Below are 20,700 nucleotides of genomic sequence, written 5' to 3'. Positions count from 1 at the left end.
TCAATACTCTAAAAAAAAAATGAAGTGAAGAGTGATGAGTGATGAGTGCAGAAAAACCTTTTAAATATCCTACTCTTCACTCTATACTCTCTACTCGCAGTTCTTCCTAATACGTTGATTTAATTACGCCGCCATCTACTGCAATAGTCGATCCTGTAATATAACCCGCGTGATCTGAGGCGAGGAAAGCAATTAAGGAGGCGACTTCATCCGGTCTGGCAAGTCGTTTCATTGGAACATCTGCCGCCATTGAAGCGAGTACATGTTCATGAGATTCACCGCTTGCCTTAGCCCTCGCGACTGCGAGTTCATACAATCTTGCTGTTAATGTATATCCCGGAGCTACACTATTTATCGTGATGTTATATTTCCCAACTTGCGAACTTAAAGTCTTTGAAAACGCAGTTAAACCATTTCTCAATGAATTTGATAATATTAAATTATCTACCGGCTGTTTAACTGCCAATGAGGTAATGTTAATTATTCTTCCCCATTTTTTTTCTTTCATTGCAGGAAGAACCAACCGGGTGAATCTAATTGCGCTCATCAATACTTGTTCAAATGCTGATTGCCAAGTTTCATCACTTAAATCTTCAAAGTACCCTGCTTTTGGTCCGCCGCAATTATTAACTAAAATATCAATATCGCCAAATTCATTTTTTACTATTTTATAATAGTTTTCAACATCGGTAATTTTATTGATATCGCACACTCCCCAAAATGGATCAATATTATACTGCTCCTTAATTTCATTAACAGTTTTTATGAGATTATCCTTATTAGATGAGCAGATAGCAACTTTACAGCCTTCTTTGATAAACATCTCTGCTGTAGCTCTCCCAATTCCCGAACTTGACGCAGTTACAAGAACTGTTTTACCCTCTAAATTTAGATCCATCACTTCCTCAAAAAATTTATTCTAAATTAAAAATTTCTTCACTCATAACCACTTTAAAATAATAAATCCCGCGCATGGCGGGATTTATCTTCACCCTTTCAAACTAACCAAAAAAGGATTTTATTTTTGATTTAGTTGTTCATTTACAATTTGTTCTGTGTCGAGCGCTATTACAAGCTCTTCGTTAGTTGGAATCCTAAGAATCCTCACTTTTGAAGTTGGAGTAGAAAGATCAGCTTCTCCCTTTGGATTTTTATTCAATTCGGTATCAAGCTCAATTCCCAAAAACTTCATATTATCGCAAACCTCATTTCGAACCAAGTCGGAGTTTTCACCAATTCCACCGGTGAATACTAGCGCATCCAATCCACCCATAGCAGCTGCATAAGCACCAACATATTTTTTAATTCTATAATTGAAAACATCAAAGGCATTTTTTGCTTTTTTATTTCCATCGGCAACTGCATTTTCGATTTCGCGCATATCACTGCTTTCACCGCTAATGCCAATTAAGCCGCTATGTTTATTTAATAATGTATTAGCTTCCGATAGATTGAGTTCCTCTTTAGCCATAATATATAATATTACAGAAGTATCGATATCACCACTTCTTGTGCCCATTAACAAACCTTCGAGCGGAGTAAATCCCATAGTAGTATCAACGGATCTTCCTCCGTCAATAGCAGCCATGGAACATCCATTACCCAAATGTGCAGTAATTATTTTTAATTCTTCAATAGGCTTGCCGAGCATAGCCGCGGCTCTCTCCGATACAAATCTATGTGAGGTTCCATGAAATCCATATCTTCTGATTTTATATTTCTTATATAATTCAAAAGGTATTCCATAAAGAAATGCACGCGGCGGCATCTTAATATGAAATGAAGTATCAAACACTCCAACTTGAGGAGTATTAGTTAAATGCTGTTTAGTTGCCTGAATACCTTTAATATTCGGCGGATTATGGAGAGGAGCCAATTCAATATTATCTTTTAAAGCTTTCATCACTTGATCAGTAATTAACACTGAACCGGAGAAAGTTTCACCGCCATGCACAACTCTGTGTCCAACCGCATCAATTTCTTTTTTATCTTTGATTACACCATGATTAGGGCTCAGCAAAACCGCGATAACATATTCAATAGCAATAGTATGATCTAAAATTTCACCGACAATTTTAATTTTTTCTTTTTGATGAGGTTGATGAGTAAGTACGGCGCTCGACATCCCAATCCGCTCAACTTGTCCTTTTGCCAAAGCAATTTTTTCGGAAGTATCAATAAATTGATATTTTATCGATGAACTTCCGCAATTTAATACAAGAACTTTCATATCTGTTTCCTTAAAAATTTAGTGGATTATTTTTCCATCTGCATCGTACTTAAAAAATCCTTCGCCGGTTTTTTTACCAAGTTTTCTTTCTCTAACTAATTTTCTGATTAACGGGCATGGTCTGTATCTTGGTTCGCCTAATGTATTCCATAATGTTTCCATCCATGCGAGCACTTCATCCAATCCCATTGTGTCCGCCATTTCGAGGGGACCGGTATTGAAATTGTATCCCAATTTCATGGCGGTATCAATATCTTTTGCGCTTGCTAAGCCTTCAAGAAGAATGTGCATGGCCTCATTGAGCAAAGGTACAATTGCGCGTGTGGTTACAAACCCGGGATATTCATAAACTTCAACCGGAGTCTTCCCAATTTTAGCGGCAAATTTTTTAATTATCTCAATTGTTTTGTCCGATGTTTCAAGAGCTTTAACTAATTCAACTAGAGGAACTTTCGGAACAGGGTTAAGAAAATGCATCCCCATAATTTTATCTTTTCGATTAGTCACTTCTGCAATTTTAGTTAAGCTTAGAGTAGAAGTATTAGAGATAAAAATTGTGTTAGGTTTTGCAATTTTATCAATTTCACTAAATATGTTTCTCTTCAAATCATAGCTTTCATCAACAGCTTCAATAACTAAATCACATTCTGGGATCTCTGAAAAATCAGTAACCCATTTAATTCTGCTCATAATAGCTTTGAGTTCGCTCTGAGTCATTGCCCAGCGTGCGATTTCTCTTTCCATAGAAGCACTTAGACTTTCTTGAGCTTTCTTAAGTTGTTCCTCACCCTTCTCAACTAAGAGTACATCGAGTCCGGCAGATGAAATAGTTTGGGCAATCCCCTGCCCCATTATACCCCCTCCAATTATAGCTACATAGTCGATGCGGTCCAATTCATCGAGTTTGTGAACATCGCCTAAAAGATCTTCCAATTTTAATTTGTCGTCTGCCATAAGATTCGTCTTTTTATTAATAAATCACAATTAGTTACAAAACCTATTATTTAAGCAATTAATGTACCATGATTTTTATTCCAATTATAATTTAAAAAACACCTTTTCTTTTATAGATTTATTAAAAATAAAAAGGATTATCCAAATATGAGAAATAGCAATTACTTTTAATTTATACTATTTGTACATGTTATTTGAGACAACTGGAATATGGATGAGTGTCCAAAAACCTTTTTAGTTGGTATACTTCTTCAAAGTAAGAATTAACTGTTCAGCATGATGAAATTTCTATTTATATTTTGGTCAGTTAATGTTAGAAAATCAACTAAACTTAATAAGACCTAGATTGAACCAACCTTTAGAAATACTGAATAACTTTTTTGGCTACACTTCATTTAAGCCCGGGCAGGCAGAGATAATAGAACACATTCTGGCGGGGAAAAATGTATTAGCCGTGCTACCAACCGGAGCTGGCAAATCAATTTGCTACCAAGTACCGGCAATCCGATCTTCGCGGTTTTCAATTGTAGTATCACCACTCATTGCGTTAATGAAAGACCAGGTAGATGCCCTCAATAGAAATGAAAAAGTTGCATCATTCATTAATAGCTCAATGGATTATTATGAAACCGAAAAAGTCTTTTCCGATTTGGCGCAGAACAAAATTAAACTGTTATACGTTTCCCCCGAAAGGCTTTCCAATACTTCATTTGCCAACAGAATTGCGGAGTTAAAACCTGAATATTTATTTATTGATGAGGCTCATTGTATCAGCGAATGGGGACATAGTTTTAGACCCAGTTACAGAAAAATTTTGGATTTTATAAACATAAGTAAAATAGAGAAGTATTCGGCCTTTACAGCAACAGCAACCAAAGAAGTAAGAGATGATATATTACTTCAACTTGGGATGAAGAATCCTGAGATTATTGTTCGGGGGTTTGAGAGGGATAATTTATCCCTAAATATTTTTATATCAAATTCAAAAAAGGAAAAAGTTCTTGAACTCTTGCAGAGCCGTTCAGGACCCACAATAATTTATTCGTCTACCAGAAAATCAACCGAAGAACTTACCGAGTATTGCAGAGCAAGAGGAATTAACTGTGCATTTTACCATGCGGGACTTACTACCGATCTTCGCAGAATGATTCAAGATGATTTTGTTAATGACCGCATCAACTGTATAATAACTACAAATGCATTTGGAATGGGCATTGATAAAAGCAATATTAGAACAATAATACATTATAACCTTCCCTCTTCAATTGAAAATTACTACCAGGAAATTGGGAGAGCCGGCCGTGATGGAAATCCCGCAAAAGTTTATCTCTTATTTCAAGATGGCGATAGAAACATTCAAGAATATTTAATTAATCTTTCACGTCCCGATCTTCAGAACATCCGTGATGTTTACGATATAATTTTAGATTCTCACTCAATTACTTTGGGAAGCGGACAAAATGCTATCCTAAATATTGATACTAATCTTAAAAAGTATATTGAGAGTAAAAACATACCTGGGTCATCACTAGAGTCAATTTTAAGAATTTTAGAACAATCGGGTTATTTAAAAAATAACGGATCAAAAGGATACAAGTGCAGAATACTTTTGGCTCCGGATCATCTTAAAAAAATAATAACTCAGATACCAGAGGAGATAATTCGAGAATTACTTTTGAATCTGCTTCGTGATCATGGAGTTTCGATTTTTAAGAATCCTTGCAATCTGAACATTTCTGAGATGGCAAATAAAAGCGGTATCTCATTTATGGAGACTCTCAATTTAATGAAGCAATTAAGTATGTCCGGGATAATTGAGTTTTCCGCTCCAAATAATTTTATTAGTTACACACTGGCAGGTTCACGAGTTCAATCCAAAGACTTGGCAATAGATTTTAGGAATATCCTTGATGTACACCGCAATAATTTAAAAAAACTACAAGAGATGATTGATTATGTTTTTACTGAGAATTGCCGTTTCAAGTATATATTGAATTACTTTGGCGAATCATTGCCAAATTATAAATGCGGCAATTGCGATATCTGTACCGGCGGAGTATCATTATCTGCAGTTCAATTGGGGTACATCGAAGACAAAATTCTTATTACTCTTCACGAATCAACAACACCAATTAAACAAAAAAATATTGTTCAAATTCTTTCCGGCAAAACCAATAATCAATCACTCAAAAAATTTTCCTCATTTGAATCGTGTGTACATTTTAAAGGAGATGAAATAATTAATACTCTGCACAAACTAAATTCATCGCAAATGATTATATCGTCAAATGATTCTTATACACTCTCCGACAAGGGAGTGAAATATTTTGTGGAAATTTCACCAGAAGGGAATAATGCACTCCCAACCGATTATGAAAATGACATTTTGCTTTTTAATAAGTTAAAGAACGCTAGAAAAGAAGTTGCATATAAGTTTAATCAGCCCGAACATTTAATTTGCAGTGATGAACTTTTAAGGGAGATAGTTCGGAAAAAACCTCAAGGGACTTCCGAGTTGCTATCGGTGGATGGTTTTTCAATAAAAAAATTAAATAAAATCGGGAATGAGTTTATTGAGCTGATAAAAGAGCATTCGAATCAATTTGAATTTAGTGAATCTGTAAGGAGTTTTGAAAGTAAGGAACAACTGATACAAATTAATGATCTGCTTATAAAAAAATATTCTCTCGAAGATATTTCAAAACTATGTAAGCTTCCTGAATCATTGGTATCAAAAGAAATTGAGACTATAATACAAATGAATAAGCAAATTGAAGTCGCTCATCTTTTTGAGAAAAAGGAACTCACGCTAATAAATGAATTAATTCAAGGAGGAATAAGAGATTTGAAAACTCTTTATGAGAGGGCAAATAAGAAAATCAGTTACTCAAAGCTTAGGATTGCGCTGGCAAAATATAATTCTAATTAACTACCCCACCCTGCTTAAGCTCATATAAATACTGTCGTGATTTTTTAAAGAACCTATCCCACATCTCAATATCATCAGCGTATTTTTTTAATTCTTCGGTATAGATTTTTTGGGAGGTCCTATATTTGGAAAAAACCGCTAAAATATTTTTCTTAAGAGAATCTGGATGGTTGCCACTAGTCTCCGAGGCAATCGATACCTCTACATAAATCTTTACAAGGGTGTCCTCATCAAACCTACTAGAATTACATGCAGTTGCAACAATGACTGCCATAATAATGAATAAGGCCGGGAGACTACTTTTTCTTGCTGGCTTCAAAAAGCACTTTCTTTTCACGTTCACTTAAATTCTGATAACCGCTTTTGCTAATTTTATCTAGTATTGCATCTATTTCCGCTTGTGTTACTTCAATTTTTTCTTCTTTTCTTATATCATAAAAAGTCGCTTCTTGTACATCTTCATCAGTTTTATAATAAGTAGGATTTCTAAATGTATTTCTGTTTGCGGGTCTTTTAAATGAATCAAAAAGCCGATTTATATTGAACTCATTCTTTCGGTCTATCATAATAAATAAAAAGCCAGTTAGAGCTCCACCAATGTGAGCGAGATGAGCTATAAAACTTGCCTCTGTAACAGACATGAATTCAAACACCATCAGGATGGCAACCAGGTATTTAACTTTTATTGGGATCAGAAAATAAACGAAGACATACCTCTCAGGGAAGAACATAGCAAAAGCAATCATTACTCCATACACAGCTCCCGATGCGCCAATTGTAGGAGCGGGAATTCCTCCTATAAAAGGTGAAAGGAACATGTGCAATAATCCAGCGCCAACACCGCATGTTAAATAAAAGATTAAAAACTTTTTAGAACCCAGCAAATTCTCTAACTCCATTCCAAAAAAATAGAGAATGAGCATATTAAACAGGATGTGCATAAAGTCGGCATGCATAAATTGATAACTTATCAACTGCCAAGGATAAAAAGTAAAATCGCCTACAATTGGCATTAATGCAAAATATTTTTCAATCAAATAATCGTACCCAACCGGTCGCCCGTAGCTAGTATAGGCATAAATAAACAAAGCGGTAATTTTTTGGATAAAAAATACTATTACGTTTATGATTAATAAATTTTTTAAAACCGGTGGAAAGAGTGAAAACCTACCAAAGCCGGAAGGTCGATAGTAATCTCTTGAATCATATCCCATTATTTAACCAGATTTATTGTATGAAATATATCTTTTTATTCTTTAACACAAAACGCATAAATATTGTTCAACAGAAAAAGTCAAGATTGAATGACAGTAAAATTGATCAACTATTATTCAGCTAAATTGCAAATAAGTAAGTAAAATGCCGGGCTATAAACCCGGCATTCAATATAACTTTTCGATGTTTCAGTAGCTAAGAATTAATTAGCATCATTTAAAGCGGCAACGCCGGGGAGCACTTTCCCTTCTAAAAATTCCAGCGAAGCACCACCACCAGTAGAAACGTGACTTACCTTTTCATCGAGTCCAGCTTTTTTAATTGCAGCCGCGGAATCTCCGCCGCCAATGACTGTTACAGCACCAGATTCTGTTGCGCTCACGAGCGCAAGTGCAATTGCATCGGTTCCTTTTGCAAAATTATCAAATTCAAACACACCCATTGGACCATTCCAAATAACAGTTTTGCTTTCAAGAATTACTTTTTTGAATTCCTCGATAGTTTTTGGGCCGATATCTAACCCCATCTTATCAGCCGGAATTGCATCTGAAGAAACAACTTGTGAAGGAGATTCATTATTAAATTCAGAAGCGACAACATTATCGACAGGTAATAGAACTTTAGCTCGCGAAGTTTTGAATTTTTCGAGCATCTCTTTGGCCAATTCAATCTTTTCAGCCTCCAGCAATGATGTTCCAATTTCATTACCCATAGCTTTGTAAAAAGTATAAGCCATCCCTCCACCAATCAATAAATAATCAACTTTTGGTAAAAGATTTTCAATAACATCAATTTTGCCTGAAATTTTTGAACCACCCAGAATAGCGGTAAATGGACGAGCAGGTTCTGTAACAGCAACTCCCAAATAATCTAATTCTTTTTGCATCAAGTAACCGGATGCACACACTTTTATAAATTTGGTAACACCTTCAGTTGATGAATGCGCGCGATGAGCACTACCAAATGCATCATTTACATAAACATCTCCTAACTCAGCAAGTTGTTGAGAAAATTCGGGGACATTTTTTTCTTCCTCTGAATGAAATCTAAGATTTTCGAGAAGCAGCACTTCACCATTTTTAAGATTATTCACAATAGCTTTAACTTGGTCGCCAACACAATCTGGAGCAAATTTAACTTCTGCTTCTAAAAGTTCTCCTAATCTAACAGCCGCGGGTTTTAAACTATATTTTGGATTCGGAGCCCCTTTTGGTCTTCCAAGGTGACTCATCAAAATACATTTTCCCCCCTCGGCAATTATCTTTTTAATTGTCGGAAGAGCGGAGGTAATTCTTATATCGTCTGTAATCTGCATATTTTCATCCAAAGGCACATTAAAATCAACTCTTACTAAAACTCTTTTACCTTTTAATTCGACATTATCAATACTAAGTTTTTTCATTTTTAACTCCCGTTAAAAAATCTTATAAAAAAAGACGCCCCCAACTGGCGGACGTCTTGGTTTTCATTATCAATTAAATTATTTCGCCATTTTCATTAATAAATCGATAACACGGCATGAATAACCCCATTCGTTATCATACCATGAAACTATTTTAAAGAATCTCTTCTCACCCTTCAAATTATTTTGAAGAGTAGCAAGTGAATCATAAATAGAGGATCTCTCATCATGAATAAAGTCTGTTGAAACTACTTCCTCATTAGAATAACCAAGAATTCCTTTTAAGTATGTTTCTGAGGCTTTCTTTAGTAACTCATCAATTTCTTGAATTGAAGTATCTTTCTCGGAACGGAAAGTTAGATCGATTACAGATACGTTCGGAGTTGGAACTCTGAATGACATTCCGGTCAATTTACCTTTAGTTTTAGGTAATACTTCGCCAACAGCTTTTGCAGCGCCGGTACTTGAAGGAATAATATTAATTGCTGCAGCTCTACCACCTCTCCAATCTTTTTTTGAAGGACCATCAACTGTTTTTTGAGTAGCAGTATATGAGTGGATTGTGGTCATTAAACCAGTTTCAATTCCAATACCTTCTTTTAACAATACATGAACTACAGGAGCCAAACAGTTTGTTGTACATGAAGCATTCGAAACTATGTTGTGCACTGCAGGATCATATTCTTCATCATTAACGCCAATCACAATTGTTTTAACATCGCCCTTACCTGGAGCAGAGATTAATACTTTTTTTGCTCCAGCGGCAATGTGTCCTTTTGCTTTTTCTGAATCAGTGAATAAACCTGTTGATTCAATTACAATATCAACACCAAGTTTTCCCCAAGGTAGCTGAGAGGGTTCTTTTTGTGCAAGAATACACTGAATTTTACTTCCATTCACAACTAATATATCATCAGCTTCAACAGATTCGCCGCTCTTTTCACTAGATACTGTTCCTTTAAAATGTCCGTGAACCGAATCATATTTTAATTGATAGGCAAAATATTTTGCATCGGTGCTCACATCAACAACTGCCACAACGTCAACTTCTTTTCCCAACAACCCTTTTTCTACCAAAACTCCAATTATTTGTCTGCCAATTCTACCAAAACCATTAATACCGACTTTTAAAGCCATGTTTTCCTCCATTCATTTTATGTGTTATTTTATCGACCGCAAATATATGGAAGAACGCTTGAAGATTCAATTAAGATTTGCATGACTTTTTTTACCCAAAGTGCAAATAATTCAGTTCTAAGAGAATTTTCTACACATTAAACCATTTAGTAAAAATTTGATTGTCGATTTGGCTTTAATCGTTTATTTTAGCAAAGTAATTAGAAATCCTCACAATTAATGGGCAATCAAATGGCTTCAACTGAGTTTTTATCATTTGTACCAATCTTTTCTGATTTACCTGAGGAAACTCTCCAAAAAATTGAACAGATAGGATCACGTAAAAATTACCAAAAGAATGAAGTTGTTTTGATGGAAGAAGACGCCGGTACTGCTCTTTTTGTTATTGTTAATGGGAAGGTAAAGGTTTCCAGAGCAAGCAACGACGGTCGTGAAGTAATATTGACAATTCTTTCGGAATCCGATTTCTTTGGTGAAATGGCTATATTGGATGGACTCACGAGATCCGCAACTTGCACTGCAATTGATGTGTCTGAGTTGTTTCTCATTCAAAGAAACGACTTTTTAAATCTGCTTCGTGAATACCCAGAAATTTCCATTTCCCTTCTTCAGGAGTTGACCAGCCGTTTAAGAGTTGCCGATATGAAAATTAAAGCTCTATCGCTAAAAGATGCCGAAGGAAAAGTTGCCACAGTTGTACTTCAATTAGCCGATGATATTGGCAAAATTAAACAGGGAAAAGTAGAGATTGAGAAACTTCCACTTCAACAGGATTTAGCTAATATGGCCGGTACTTCTCGAGAAACTATTTCAAGAACACTGCACGCGTTCGCTAAAAAAGGACTAATAGAACTTGAAGGTTCTAAATTGAGAATCCTCGATTACGAAAAATTCAAAGAAACGTTCAGTTAAGATGCCTCTCAAAATAGATCTTCACATGCACACCAATTATTCGGATGGGTCCCTATCCACGAACGATTTATTGACCCGTGCCTCAAATGCTGGGCTTAATATCATAAGCATCACCGATCATGATAATATGAATGCTCTTAGTGAAGCTACGATGATAGGTAAAGAATTGGGAGTGGAAGTAATTCCGGGGCTTGAATTGAGCACTGATTTGGATGATAAAGAGATTCATCTACTTGCTTATTTTGTTGATCCTAATAACGAAGAACTTCAAAAGTACTTAAGTTTTTTTAGGCAGGAGCGATTTCATAGGGCAAGACGTATTGTTCAAAAATTGAGAAATCTGGGGATGAATATTTCGATTGACGATGTTATGGAGAAGGCTAAAAGTTCATCGGTGGGGCGACCTCACATAGCCTATGCAATGGTTGATTTAGGACTTACAAAGAATTATCAAGAAGCATTCGATAAATACATTGGAGATTACGGCCCGGCTTTCGAGAGAAAAATACATGTTTCACCACATAGTGCTTTAAAATTAATTTCGGACGCTGGCGGGCTTTCTTTTATTGCGCATCCCGGAAATATGAAAGAGAATATTATTTCTAGTTTAATTAAAGCAGGTATTGATGGCATTGAGATAATTCATCCGAGTCACAGCGAATCCCAAACCCGTTTTTATAAAGGGATTGTTGACCAATATTGTTTGCTTGCATGTGGAGGTTCCGATTTTCATGGTGGGAAAAAGAATGACGATTATAATTTCGGTAAATATACAATAGATCAGAGTTACTTTGACGCTATGAAGAAAATGCTTCAAAGAAAAAATAATTAACTCACCGATTTTCCGGCTTTTTTTTTGTACTTTTTAGGCAACTCAAAAAGATTAGTTTTACATAACCAATATTATAAATGAGGTTTGAATGCGTAACATATTTTATCTGTTAATTGTGTTTTTATTAGCAGAAAAATCAATCGCACAAAATTTTAATGTATGGAATGTGCATGCCGATCTGAAAAATGTGAATGCATTATTGCCCGCGGAGAATGGGTTTGCGGGAGCCGCAAGTGGAGGAGTTTTCTTCTATAATAAAGCGGAAGATGCCTATAAAAATCTTTCGAAAGCTAGTGGACTGAGCAGTCAAAATTATACCGCTGGAAATATCGATTCTCAAGGCCGTTACTGGTTTGGATCTACAGATGGCTTTATTAATATTTATAATCCCAAAGATGGCTCAATTCAGCGGATAATCGATATCGCAAAAACTGATAAAAATCAAAAACAAATTAACCACATTTTTATTAAAGGGGATACAGTATTAGTTAGTTCTTCTTTTGGACTTTCGTTAATCAATGCGAAATCATTGGTATTTATGGATACATTTTTAAAACTAGGAAGTTTTTCAGCTGAAGGAAGCGTTTATAATTCTTACAAATCCACACTAATTTATGTGGTAACTGAAAATGGGATTGCGGTTCAAAAACCGGGGGCAACAAATCTTTCGGCACCAGAATCATGGGGCAACTTTCGACTGAACTCTGATATAGCAGCAAACTCAGTAAAAAAAGTTTTTGAATATAAATCGAAAATGTATGCCGTAACTTCTAATGGGATCTTCGTATTGACTGATAACCGTTGGCAAAAGTTTTTATTTGATACAAGAGATTTAATTGATGCTGTAGTTCAAGGGGAAAATATTTATGCTATTACGTCAAATATTCTGTTCAAATATGATGGTTCTACCTCATCAGTACTTTATGAAAATTATGCATTAGCTTTCAATACATTAGCAATAATTGAAAATCAAGTTCACTTAGGTACCACAAATGGAATATTGAAATTGACCGGAAGTCAGCCAGTTTTTTATAAACCAAACTCCCCCGCCACAAATTCATTTCTGAATATGTCAATATCACCGGAGGGTAAATTGTATGCCGCCACCGGAAAGGATGCGCGTGGCGTTGGTGTTCTGGAATTTGATGGAGACACCTGGAGCGTATATGATATTTCAAATACTCCTCAATTTATTACGAATGATTTTTATAATGTTTATGCCGCAAAAGACAGTTCAGTAATTATGACAAATTGGGGACAAGGGTTCGCCATACTAAAAAATGGTAAAGTTGAGAATTATACATGGAATAATTCTGGAATGGTTGGAATTCCAAAAGATCAAAAGTTTATTGTAATAACTGACGCAAAAAAAGATTCAAAAGGAAATCTCTGGGTTACAAATCTGCAAAGTGGCGCCCAAAGACCTTTAACAATGATGACAAAAGATAAACAGTTTTTCCATTTTGGATTTTCCGCTCCGCTAATCAATGAATTTGATTTAGTTGATAAATTGGTTATCGATAATAACGATACAAAATGGTTTACAGTTACTGTTGGAGACGCGGGACTTTATTATTTTAATGAGAATAATACCCCCTCAAATTTAAATGATGATACTAGAGGGTACATTAGTCGTAATGATGGTTTGGCAAGTGATGTTCCAACTAGCTTGGCAATAGATCGAAGAGGATATTTATGGGTTGGAACAAGCGCAGGAATAAATATAATCTTCGACACAAAAAGACCAAACCTTAAAACCCCCGGAAGTACTGTATTATCAATGAGAAATCAATCTGTTACATGCATTGCAGTTGATCCTGTTGATCAAAAATGGGTTGGGACAAAAGATGGACTTTTTCTATTATCATCAGATGGAACCCAGGTATTAAAATCTTTTAATTCATCTAACAGTCCAATCCCAAACAATGAAATAAAAAGTTTAGCTATCAATCCTGCAAACGGACTTGTTTATATCGGTACAGATTATGGTGTTGCCCTCCTCTCAACAACTTTTATTGAACCCAAGGAGAGTTTTGGTGAAATTAATGTTTACCCTAATCCATTCATGATTAATGGATCGAATTCAATTATAACAATCGATGGATTAATTAGAGATTCAGAAATAAAAGTACTTGATGTCACCGGAAAATTAATTCGAAGTCTCTTAACGCCCGGCGGACGAGTAGCGACTTGGGATGTGAAAGACAATGATGGCAATTATGTAAATACAGGTATATATATTTTCGTCATCCATGATAAAGAAGCAAATAGTGTGGCAACCGCTAAAGTTGCAGTAATTCGAAAATAGTGATGCTGATAAATGATTGATATAAAAAACTTGTCGGTACAATTCACCGGAGATAATTTATTTGAGAATGTAAATTTAAGAATCTCAAAGCATGACAAGATTTCATTAGTTGGTTCTAATGGTACGGGCAAATCCACTTTTCTTAAAATATTAACAAAACTTGAACAGCGGGAAACCGGCGAAATAAATACTCAACGTGGAATTCGCATCGGTTATCTCCCCCAGGAACTGATCGCATTTAAGGGTAAAACTCTTTTCGATGAAGTTAAACAATCGCTGCCCGATATCACCGTTTTAATAGAAACTGAAAAAGTAATTCTTAATTCCCTTGAGGCCCCACAATTAAATGATGCCGATAGAGATGAATTGCTTGAAAAACTTGGTGAAATTCATGAGAAGAAAGAGGCTGTTGATTTTTATTCGACTGATTTTAAGATTGAAAAAGTGCTAGAAGGATTAGGATTTAGAGAAAAAGATTTTAATAGGTTGACCGAAGAATTTTCGGGCGGCTGGCAAATGAGGATTCAACTAGCCAAGATTCTATTAGCCGAAAATGATTTAATTATTATGGATGAACCTACAAATCACCTCGATATTGATACATTAAGATGGCTTGAGAATTATTTAGTGAACTTTAAAGGCGCTTTAATTATCGTATCGCACGATCGGCATTTTATAAACGCGATTACTAATAAAACTTTAGAAATATTTGATAAATCAATCAACTTCTTTCCCGGTAATTATGATGCTTATTTAAAATATAAAGAAGAAAGAGATACTCAACTCAGAGCACTTCAAAAAAATCTAGATAAAAAAAGAAAAGAAACCGAACGTTTCATTGAAAGATTTCGCTATAAATCCTCAAAAGCAAAGCAGGTTCAAAGCAGAGTTAAACAAATTGAAAAGATGGAATCGGTGGAAATTGCCGACGAAGAGAAAAGAATTGAAATAAAATTTCCAGACCCACCAAAAAGCGGAATAGTACCAGTTGAACTGAAAAATGTGTCGAAGTATTATGGAGATTTAAAGGTATTCGAAAACATTGATCTCACTTTTGAGCGAGGGGATAAAGTCGCAATCGTAGGGCCCAATGGGGCTGGTAAAACAACATTGGCAAAAATAATTGCGGGTAAAATAAATCAATCATCTGGAGAAATAATTGTATCGCCAAACACGGTTCTTTCCTATTTTGAACAGGAAGTTATTGAGTCGTTAAATCCCGAAGATGATTTGCTAGATTCGCTTGACTCTGTAGGTGCCGATTTAAGCATTGGACAAATTCGAACAATACTCGGTTCATTTCTTTTTTCAGGAGATGATGTATTTAAAAAGATTAAAGTACTTTCTGGAGGTGAAAAAAGTAGAGTTGCGCTTTCAAGATTACTAATCACTAAAAGTAATTTTATAATATTAGATGAGCCCACCAATCACCTGGATTATTATTCAAAGGAAATTTTACAGCACGCGCTTATAGAATTCTCTGGAACATTACTTATTGTTTCGCATGATATTGATTTTTTGAAACCGATTATCTCAAAAGTACTGGAGATAAGAGATAATAGAGCCAAATTATTTATCGGTGGAATTGATTATTATCTTTTCAAAAGAGAAGAAACTGATTCATTGGATGCAGTTCAAAAAAGTGATAATGATCCGGAGAAAATTAACCGTAAAGAATTAAAGAGAACTGAAGCGGAATTACGGCAAAAGCGATATAACCTGACGAAAGGATTAAAAAAGGATTTGGAAATTATTGAAGGAAAAATTAAAGAATTAGAATTGCGAATTACACAGTTAGAGGTAGAGCTTGCCGATCCTAAAACTTTTACTTCACCTCAACTAGCAAAAGATAAAAATTTCGAATATGATACTTGTAAAAAAGAACTTGAACTCAAGTACGATAAATGGAGTGAGATCAGTTTAAAAATTGAAGAAGCAGAGCAATCAGTTATTTAAACCAAAAACTCATCAGCTAAAGCAATACCGCCATAAAGTGCAGCATCATCACCTAATTTAGTGGCAATTATCTTCACATCTTTTCCCGGTTCAGGCAGAACAGATTCATTATATGCTTCCGTAATTCTTGGTACCATAAACTTTTCCATAGCTTCTATTACTCCCCCGCCTAAAACAATTGTATCGATGTTTAAAAGAGTTGTTATGCTACCAAGCACTGTACCTATTGTTCGTGCAGCTTTACCGATATGTTTTACTGCGAGAGGGTCTTTCTTCTCGATTGCCTCAGAAAGTGCTCTACTCTTTAAAGCCTTATTTGGAGAACTGTATTCATTTAAAATACTAGGTTTATCCTTTGCCAAATCCTTTTTAATTTTTCTTACAATTGCAGTTCTGCTGGCAGCATTTTCGAATGTAGAACTTTTTTTCTTTTTAAGAAATCCTCCATTGGAGTCCACTAGCATGTGTCCAATTTCTCCCGCAAAAAAGGAGGAACCTCTATATAATTTTCCGTCAAAAAATAAAGCGCTGCCAATACCAGTACCAATAAATACAACAATCATATTCTTTACATCTTTTTCCATTTCAAATTTTTGGATTCCTAACCCTGCAAGATTCACATCATTTTCAATCAGTACCGGAGCAGTGAAATGCCTTTTTAATGCATCTTTAATATTATAATTGCTAATCCCCAAATTTGGTGCGTTACCTATTAGTCCGGTGAAGGGATTTACTGTACCCGGAACTCCCATACTTACGGCTCTAATATCATTCTCCTTAATACTATTTTCTTGAATAAGCTGACGTACAGATTCACCAATATTATCAACTAAAAAATCGGCTCCACGCTTGATATCGGTAGCAATTTTAACCCGCCCTACTATTTCATTTTGAGAATTTAATAAAGCAGAAAGAACTTTAGTACCGCCAAGGTCAATTGTAACTGTGAATTTGTTATTCATGGTAATTTTCCGTTCAGGTTGTTCAAAATTTAATTGAGAAACTAATTTTTACTAAATTGAGTATAGTTAATATATGATATTTGCGCCGATTCTTGCATCGGTAAAATAATAATTTTAATACAAATGGAATAACCAATGTATATAAACTTTTCAGATTTGCCGGCACATGAAAATTTATTTCTCGACTACTTACATGAGTATGAAAACGTTGAACGATATTATTCGGGTAATTTTAGAAATCCCGATATTTATCCCCAACTTTTTAATAATCTAGCCGCCCGACCAATTAGCAATAGAACTACATTAATTGATATATTGAAATTACAGTACAAAAATTTGAACATTTCTTCAATTACAATTGACAATATAAATTCATTAGCTGATCCAAATACTATTACAGTGGTTACCGGTCAACAGCTTGGATTATTTGGAGGTCCGCTCTATACTTTCTATAAAACCATTACTGCAATAAAATTGTGCAGCCAGTTAAAAGATAGTTATCCGAATTACAATTTTGTACCTGTATTTTGGCTCGAGGGGGATGACCATGATTTTGAAGAAGTAAAGTCATTAAATATTTTGAATAATGAAAATAACCTTGTAAAACTTAGCTACGAAGATGGGCTGGAAGAAGAAATAAATAGAGGGTCCATTGCTGCTCTAAAGTTCAATGATAATCTTATAAAAGTTTTTGAATCACTTAAAAATGAACTCCGAGGTACTGAATTTAAACAACAGATTATTGAACTTCTTGAAGACTTTTATAAACCTGGTAAAACATTTTTAGAATCATTCAGAGATTTATTAATCTACTTTTTTGATAAACACGGGCTTGTGGTTTGTAATCCAAACGATCCATTAGTTAAAGAATTATTAAAGCCAATTTTTAAAGACGAACTAATAAATTTTGATGACAACTCTAAAACACTGGTTGAGCGCAGTGCAGAGCTTGAAGAAATTTATCATGCACAGGTTAAAGTAAAGGCAATTAATCTATTTTATCTCTTAAATAATGAAAGAATTTCTCTTGAACCAGGGGAGGACGATTTTAAGCTAAAAGGAAAGAGAAAAAGATTTTCAAAAGAGGAATTATTTGCAGTTCTCGAATCCAATCCAGAAAATTTCAGCCCCAATGTTTTACTACGCCCTGTTTGCCAAGATTATTTATTCAATACAGCATTTTATATTGCCGGGCCTGGGGAGATTAGTTATTTTGCTCAAGTTTCCCCTCTTTACAAATATTATGATATTCAGATGCCTATTATCTATCCACGAGCATCGGCAACAATAGTAGAGAGAGGCGTGCAAGGTATTTTGGAAAAATTTGATCTATCATTTACAGATATAATTCTTGATGAGAATGAGCTCATCAATAAAATATTAGCATCGAATTCAGACCAGAATATTTCTGAATTGTTCAATGTGAGCAGAGCAAAGATTTCTGAAACATTCGAGGAATTAGGCACAAAATTGATTAGAACTGAGAAAACTCTAATCGATTTGGTTGAAAAGACGAAACAAAAAATTGATCAATCGGTTGATATGCTTGAGCAAAAATCGCTTGACGCACATAAAAGAAAATATGAAACAACTTTACGTCAACTCAGCAAGGTTAGAAATGTGTTGTTCCCGAATGGAATACTGCAAGAGAGGGAGTTAAATTTTATTTATTTCTGCAATAAATATGGGTTGGATTTTGTAAAACTAATTTTCGAAAAATTAGAGATTAACATCTTCGAACATCAAATAATAAACCTGGAATAAATTTAAGCAGTTAGTTCAGCAATTTGCTTAACAAAATTTGGATTAGAAATAGCGGCACATTCAAAATTATTTACTAATCCCCCTTCTTTGTGAAGCATACTGAATACAGCGAAAGACATTGCAATCCGGTGGTCTCCGAAACTTTCAAAAGTATTAACTGAATTATTAGGCTCCCCGCTAATTTCAAAACCATCCTCAAATTCATTAACACTCAAGCCTGCAATTTTAAAATTATGACATAGAGCAGTTATACGGTCTGATTCCTTCACCCTTAATTCTTTTGCACCTTGAATTTTAAAATCACCTTTCGCGAATAGTCCAGCAATGGATAAAATAGGTATCTCATCGATAATATTTGCAATAATGCTAATAGGTATTTCTGTGTTAACCAAATTACTAGACCTAACTATTAGATCCCCATAAGTTTCCCCCAATTCTGTTTTTGAATTCTGAATAGTGATATCTCCATTCATTTTTTTGAGAATATCAATTATTCCGGTTCTTGTTTCGTTCAATGAAACATTTTTTATTGTCACTACAGATTCTTTACTTAAAAGGGCAAGGACAATAAAAAAAGAGGCACTCGAAATATCGGAAGGAACGGTTAATTCGAACTTTTGCGGATAATTCTTTCTCGAGAAAAATAATTTAGTAGAATCCCCCGTTTTTTCCGTCACTATACTTAAAAGTTTTTCAGTATGGTTTCTGGTTATTTCGTGCTCAATAATTGTTGATACCTCATTTAGGTGAATACCCGCAAGTATGATAGCACTCTTAACCTGGGCACTTGCGACACTCATTTCATAATTAATTGGGATTAATGAATCGACGGGTAAAATTTCTAATGGAAGAGTTCCAACCTCAGATGGTCTAAACTTCGCTCCTAATTTTGAAAGTGGTTCAATCACTCTCTTCATTGGTCTTTTTGATAAAGATTCATCACCAATCAAAGTTGTTTCAAAATTTTGCGCACACAATATTCCACTAATCAATCTTGCGGTTGTGCCGGAATTGCCGCAATCCAAGGGGTGTGACGGTGATTTAAAACCTTTAAATCCCCTGCCGATTATTTTTAGTTGATTCGTGTCGCCATCAATCTTACAACCAAGCGATCGGAAGCATGAAACAGTTGACCAGACATCTAAAGAAGATGAACAATTAAGAATTGTTGATTCTCCCTCAGCCATTGACGCAAACATAACTGCGCGGTGAGAAATTGATTTATCACCGCCTAAATTAAGAGCTCCCTTAATTTTTTCGATTCTCTTGAAATGTTGACTCATTTACTGCACCATTTATCGATTAGTAAATTTAGTTCATCCTCATCCAATTGAGATTGATTGTACATCCCTTTTTGAAATCGTTGACGATAAGCTTCATATAATGTAACAGCAGCTGCTACCGAAACATTTAGGCTCTGAATCATTCCTTTCATTGGGATATAGTAAGTGCTATCGGCCAATTTTGCAACTTCCTCTGAAACCCCTCGGTGTTCATTCCCCAAGATGATTGCTATTTTTTTAGTAAAATCGATGTCATATAGATCAACTGAATTTTTATCGAGCATACTTGCGAATACAGTATATCCATCCTGCTTAAGGTTCTGGATGCAATTTGCTGTATTATCAAATTTTTCCACATCAACCCATTTATTTGCAGAGGCTGAAGAGATACGATTAATTTTTGGAAATTTTTCGAAAGTATATAAAAGAGAGACTAATGGGACTCCCACGGCATCACAACTTCTGAATATCGCGCTAACATTGTGAAGATCATGAATGTTTTCAAGAACAACTTTTAGTGAAAATTGTCTTGCGATTGCCGCATCAGTTATTTTTTTTAATCTTGCTTCGGTTTTAAATTTTCTCATCTTACTTGTCGAATATGAGCTTAAATATTTTTTTATTATCGATTCTTCGGGCAATATCAACGTTAACTTTATTAGAATCAGGTAATTTTAAATAATACTTTACAAGTTCAACAGCTTTAACAATTGCCTCATCCTCATTATTAGCCCAGCATTCACAACCTTTAATTGAGGGGACTTCCGCGTTAAATCCATCATCATCTTTAATAATATTTAAGTCCAGTACCATTTT

Annotated in this window: 17 protein-coding genes; 6 read left to right on the top strand and 11 right to left on the bottom strand. The window is 34.9% G+C overall.

The window, feature by feature from the left end; translation table 11 throughout:
• Positions 1–106 precede the first annotated feature (106 nt).
• The 3 genes from KF816_06865 to KF816_06855 form a co-directional block, all read right to left on the bottom strand.
• On the bottom strand, positions 107–898 hold the full coding sequence (locus tag KF816_06865; protein ID MBX3007733.1) for an SDR family oxidoreductase: 792 nt from the start codon (positions 896–898) through the stop codon (positions 107–109).
• Positions 899–1,018: 120 nt separating this feature from the next.
• Positions 1,019–2,230 (bottom strand): acetate kinase, encoded by a 1,212-nt coding sequence (locus KF816_06860; GenBank protein MBX3007732.1) that lies wholly within the window; start codon positions 2,228–2,230, stop codon positions 1,019–1,021.
• Between the two features lie 18 nt (positions 2,231–2,248).
• Positions 2,249–3,184: an NAD(P)-binding domain-containing protein gene (locus tag KF816_06855; protein MBX3007731.1), complete on the bottom strand. Its 936-nt coding sequence runs from the start codon at positions 3,182–3,184 to the stop codon at positions 2,249–2,251.
• A 310-nt stretch (positions 3,185–3,494) separates the two neighbouring features.
• On the opposite strand from KF816_06855, the gene KF816_06850 reads away from it, so the two are divergent.
• Complete coding sequence (locus tag KF816_06850; GenBank protein ID MBX3007730.1) at positions 3,495–6,113, top strand: RecQ family ATP-dependent DNA helicase; 2,619 nt, start codon at positions 3,495–3,497, stop codon at positions 6,111–6,113.
• Here the strand turns inward: KF816_06850 and KF816_06845 are convergent.
• From KF816_06845 to gap, 4 genes are all read right to left on the bottom strand, one after another.
• Entirely contained in the window at positions 6,106–6,387 is a 282-nt protein-coding gene (locus KF816_06845; GenBank protein ID MBX3007729.1) for a hypothetical protein, read from the bottom strand. The two genes, KF816_06850 and KF816_06845, sit on opposite strands and share 8 nt — an antisense overlap.
• 22 nt (positions 6,388–6,409) lie before the next feature.
• Entirely contained in the window at positions 6,410–7,327 is a 918-nt protein-coding gene (locus KF816_06840) for a rhomboid family intramembrane serine protease (GenBank protein MBX3007728.1), read from the bottom strand.
• A gap of 203 nt (positions 7,328–7,530) precedes the next feature.
• Positions 7,531–8,730 carry a phosphoglycerate kinase gene (locus KF816_06835; GenBank protein ID MBX3007727.1) on the bottom strand — a complete coding sequence of 400 codons (1,200 nt, stop codon included), beginning with the start codon at positions 8,728–8,730 and terminating at the stop codon, positions 7,531–7,533.
• A gap of 78 nt (positions 8,731–8,808) precedes the next feature.
• Entirely contained in the window at positions 8,809–9,867 is a 1,059-nt protein-coding gene (gene gap / locus KF816_06830; GenBank protein MBX3007726.1) for a type I glyceraldehyde-3-phosphate dehydrogenase, read from the bottom strand.
• A gap of 231 nt (positions 9,868–10,098) precedes the next feature.
• On the opposite strand from gap, the gene KF816_06825 reads away from it, so the two are divergent.
• From KF816_06825 to KF816_06810, 4 genes are all read left to right on the top strand, one after another.
• On the top strand, positions 10,099–10,779 hold the full coding sequence (locus KF816_06825) for a Crp/Fnr family transcriptional regulator (GenBank protein MBX3007725.1): 681 nt from the start codon (positions 10,099–10,101) through the stop codon (positions 10,777–10,779).
• Position 10,780: 1 nt separating this feature from the next.
• The gene (locus KF816_06820) at positions 10,781–11,611 is read left to right on the top strand and encodes a PHP domain-containing protein (protein MBX3007724.1); all 831 of its coding nucleotides are present in this window, start codon (positions 10,781–10,783) and stop codon (positions 11,609–11,611) included.
• Positions 11,612–11,699: 88 nt separating this feature from the next.
• Complete coding sequence (locus tag KF816_06815; GenBank protein ID MBX3007723.1) at positions 11,700–13,919, top strand: T9SS type A sorting domain-containing protein; 2,220 nt, start codon at positions 11,700–11,702, stop codon at positions 13,917–13,919.
• Between the two features lie 12 nt (positions 13,920–13,931).
• On the top strand, positions 13,932–15,875 hold the full coding sequence (locus KF816_06810; protein MBX3007722.1) for an ATP-binding cassette domain-containing protein: 1,944 nt from the start codon (positions 13,932–13,934) through the stop codon (positions 15,873–15,875).
• Here KF816_06810 and KF816_06805 read toward each other — a convergent pair.
• A complete protein-coding gene (locus KF816_06805; GenBank protein MBX3007721.1) occupies positions 15,872–16,837 on the bottom strand; it encodes an ROK family protein in 966 nt (321 codons plus the stop codon). The genes KF816_06810 and KF816_06805 overlap by 4 nt on opposite strands.
• A 135-nt stretch (positions 16,838–16,972) precedes the next feature.
• Between KF816_06805 and bshC the strand changes: the two genes are divergently transcribed.
• Positions 16,973–18,601 carry a bacillithiol biosynthesis cysteine-adding enzyme BshC gene (gene bshC, locus KF816_06800; GenBank protein ID MBX3007720.1) on the top strand — a complete coding sequence of 543 codons (1,629 nt, stop codon included), beginning with the start codon at positions 16,973–16,975 and terminating at the stop codon, positions 18,599–18,601.
• 2 nt (positions 18,602–18,603) lie between these two features.
• On the opposite strand, the gene aroA is transcribed toward bshC, so the two are convergent.
• Genes aroA through KF816_06785 form a run of 3 tightly spaced genes read right to left on the bottom strand, consistent with a single transcriptional unit; the run spans position 18,604 to position 20,697 of the window.
• Positions 18,604–19,884, bottom strand: a complete 1,281-nt coding sequence (gene aroA / locus KF816_06795) for a 3-phosphoshikimate 1-carboxyvinyltransferase (protein ID MBX3007719.1) — start codon at positions 19,882–19,884, stop codon at positions 18,604–18,606.
• On the bottom strand, positions 19,881–20,471 hold the full coding sequence (locus KF816_06790) for an RNA methyltransferase (protein MBX3007718.1): 591 nt from the start codon (positions 20,469–20,471) through the stop codon (positions 19,881–19,883). The genes aroA and KF816_06790 overlap by 4 nt, the downstream gene beginning before the upstream one ends.
• A gap of 1 nt (position 20,472) precedes the next feature.
• On the bottom strand, positions 20,473–20,697 hold the full coding sequence (locus tag KF816_06785) for a hypothetical protein (GenBank protein MBX3007717.1): 225 nt from the start codon (positions 20,695–20,697) through the stop codon (positions 20,473–20,475).
• Positions 20,698–20,700 lie beyond the last annotated feature (3 nt).

It is taken from the genome of Melioribacteraceae bacterium (assembly GCA_019638015.1).
Classification (GTDB): Bacteria; Bacteroidota; Ignavibacteria; order Ignavibacteriales; family Melioribacteraceae; genus JAHBUP01.
Note: the sequence above shows the minus strand (reverse complement) of the source record. Positions and strands in the feature narration are given on the sequence as shown.

Bases quoted from the DNA above. Each gene is read 5' to 3' on its own strand.
- KF816_06815 (MBX3007723.1), top strand. From the start codon at position 11,700: ATGCGTAACATATTTTATCTGTTAATTGTGTTTTTATTAGCAGAAAAA.
- KF816_06845 (MBX3007729.1), bottom strand. From the start codon at position 6,387: ATGGCAGTCATTGTTGCAACTGCATGTAATTCTAGTAGGTTTGATGAG.
- KF816_06835 (MBX3007727.1), bottom strand. From the start codon at position 8,730: ATGAAAAAACTTAGTATTGATAATGTCGAATTAAAAGGTAAAAGAGTT.
- aroA (MBX3007719.1), bottom strand. From the start codon at position 19,884: ATGAGTCAACATTTCAAGAGAATCGAAAAAATTAAGGGAGCTCTTAAT.
- gap (MBX3007726.1), bottom strand. From the start codon at position 9,867: ATGGCTTTAAAAGTCGGTATTAATGGTTTTGGTAGAATTGGCAGACAA.
- KF816_06850 (MBX3007730.1), top strand. From the start codon at position 3,495: ATGTTAGAAAATCAACTAAACTTAATAAGACCTAGATTGAACCAACCT.
- KF816_06790 (MBX3007718.1), bottom strand. From the start codon at position 20,471: ATGAGAAAATTTAAAACCGAAGCAAGATTAAAAAAAATAACTGATGCG.
- KF816_06825 (MBX3007725.1), top strand. From the start codon at position 10,099: ATGGCTTCAACTGAGTTTTTATCATTTGTACCAATCTTTTCTGATTTA.
- KF816_06855 (MBX3007731.1), bottom strand. From the start codon at position 3,184: ATGGCAGACGACAAATTAAAATTGGAAGATCTTTTAGGCGATGTTCAC.
- bshC (MBX3007720.1), top strand. From the start codon at position 16,973: ATGTATATAAACTTTTCAGATTTGCCGGCACATGAAAATTTATTTCTC.
- KF816_06865 (MBX3007733.1), bottom strand. From the start codon at position 898: ATGGATCTAAATTTAGAGGGTAAAACAGTTCTTGTAACTGCGTCAAGT.
- KF816_06840 (MBX3007728.1), bottom strand. From the start codon at position 7,327: ATGGGATATGATTCAAGAGATTACTATCGACCTTCCGGCTTTGGTAGG.
- KF816_06810 (MBX3007722.1), top strand. From the start codon at position 13,932: ATGATTGATATAAAAAACTTGTCGGTACAATTCACCGGAGATAATTTA.
- KF816_06805 (MBX3007721.1), bottom strand. From the start codon at position 16,837: ATGAATAACAAATTCACAGTTACAATTGACCTTGGCGGTACTAAAGTT.
- KF816_06785 (MBX3007717.1), bottom strand. From the start codon at position 20,697: ATGGTACTGGACTTAAATATTATTAAAGATGATGATGGATTTAACGCG.
- KF816_06820 (MBX3007724.1), top strand. From the start codon at position 10,781: ATGCCTCTCAAAATAGATCTTCACATGCACACCAATTATTCGGATGGG.
- KF816_06860 (MBX3007732.1), bottom strand. From the start codon at position 2,230: ATGAAAGTTCTTGTATTAAATTGCGGAAGTTCATCGATAAAATATCAA.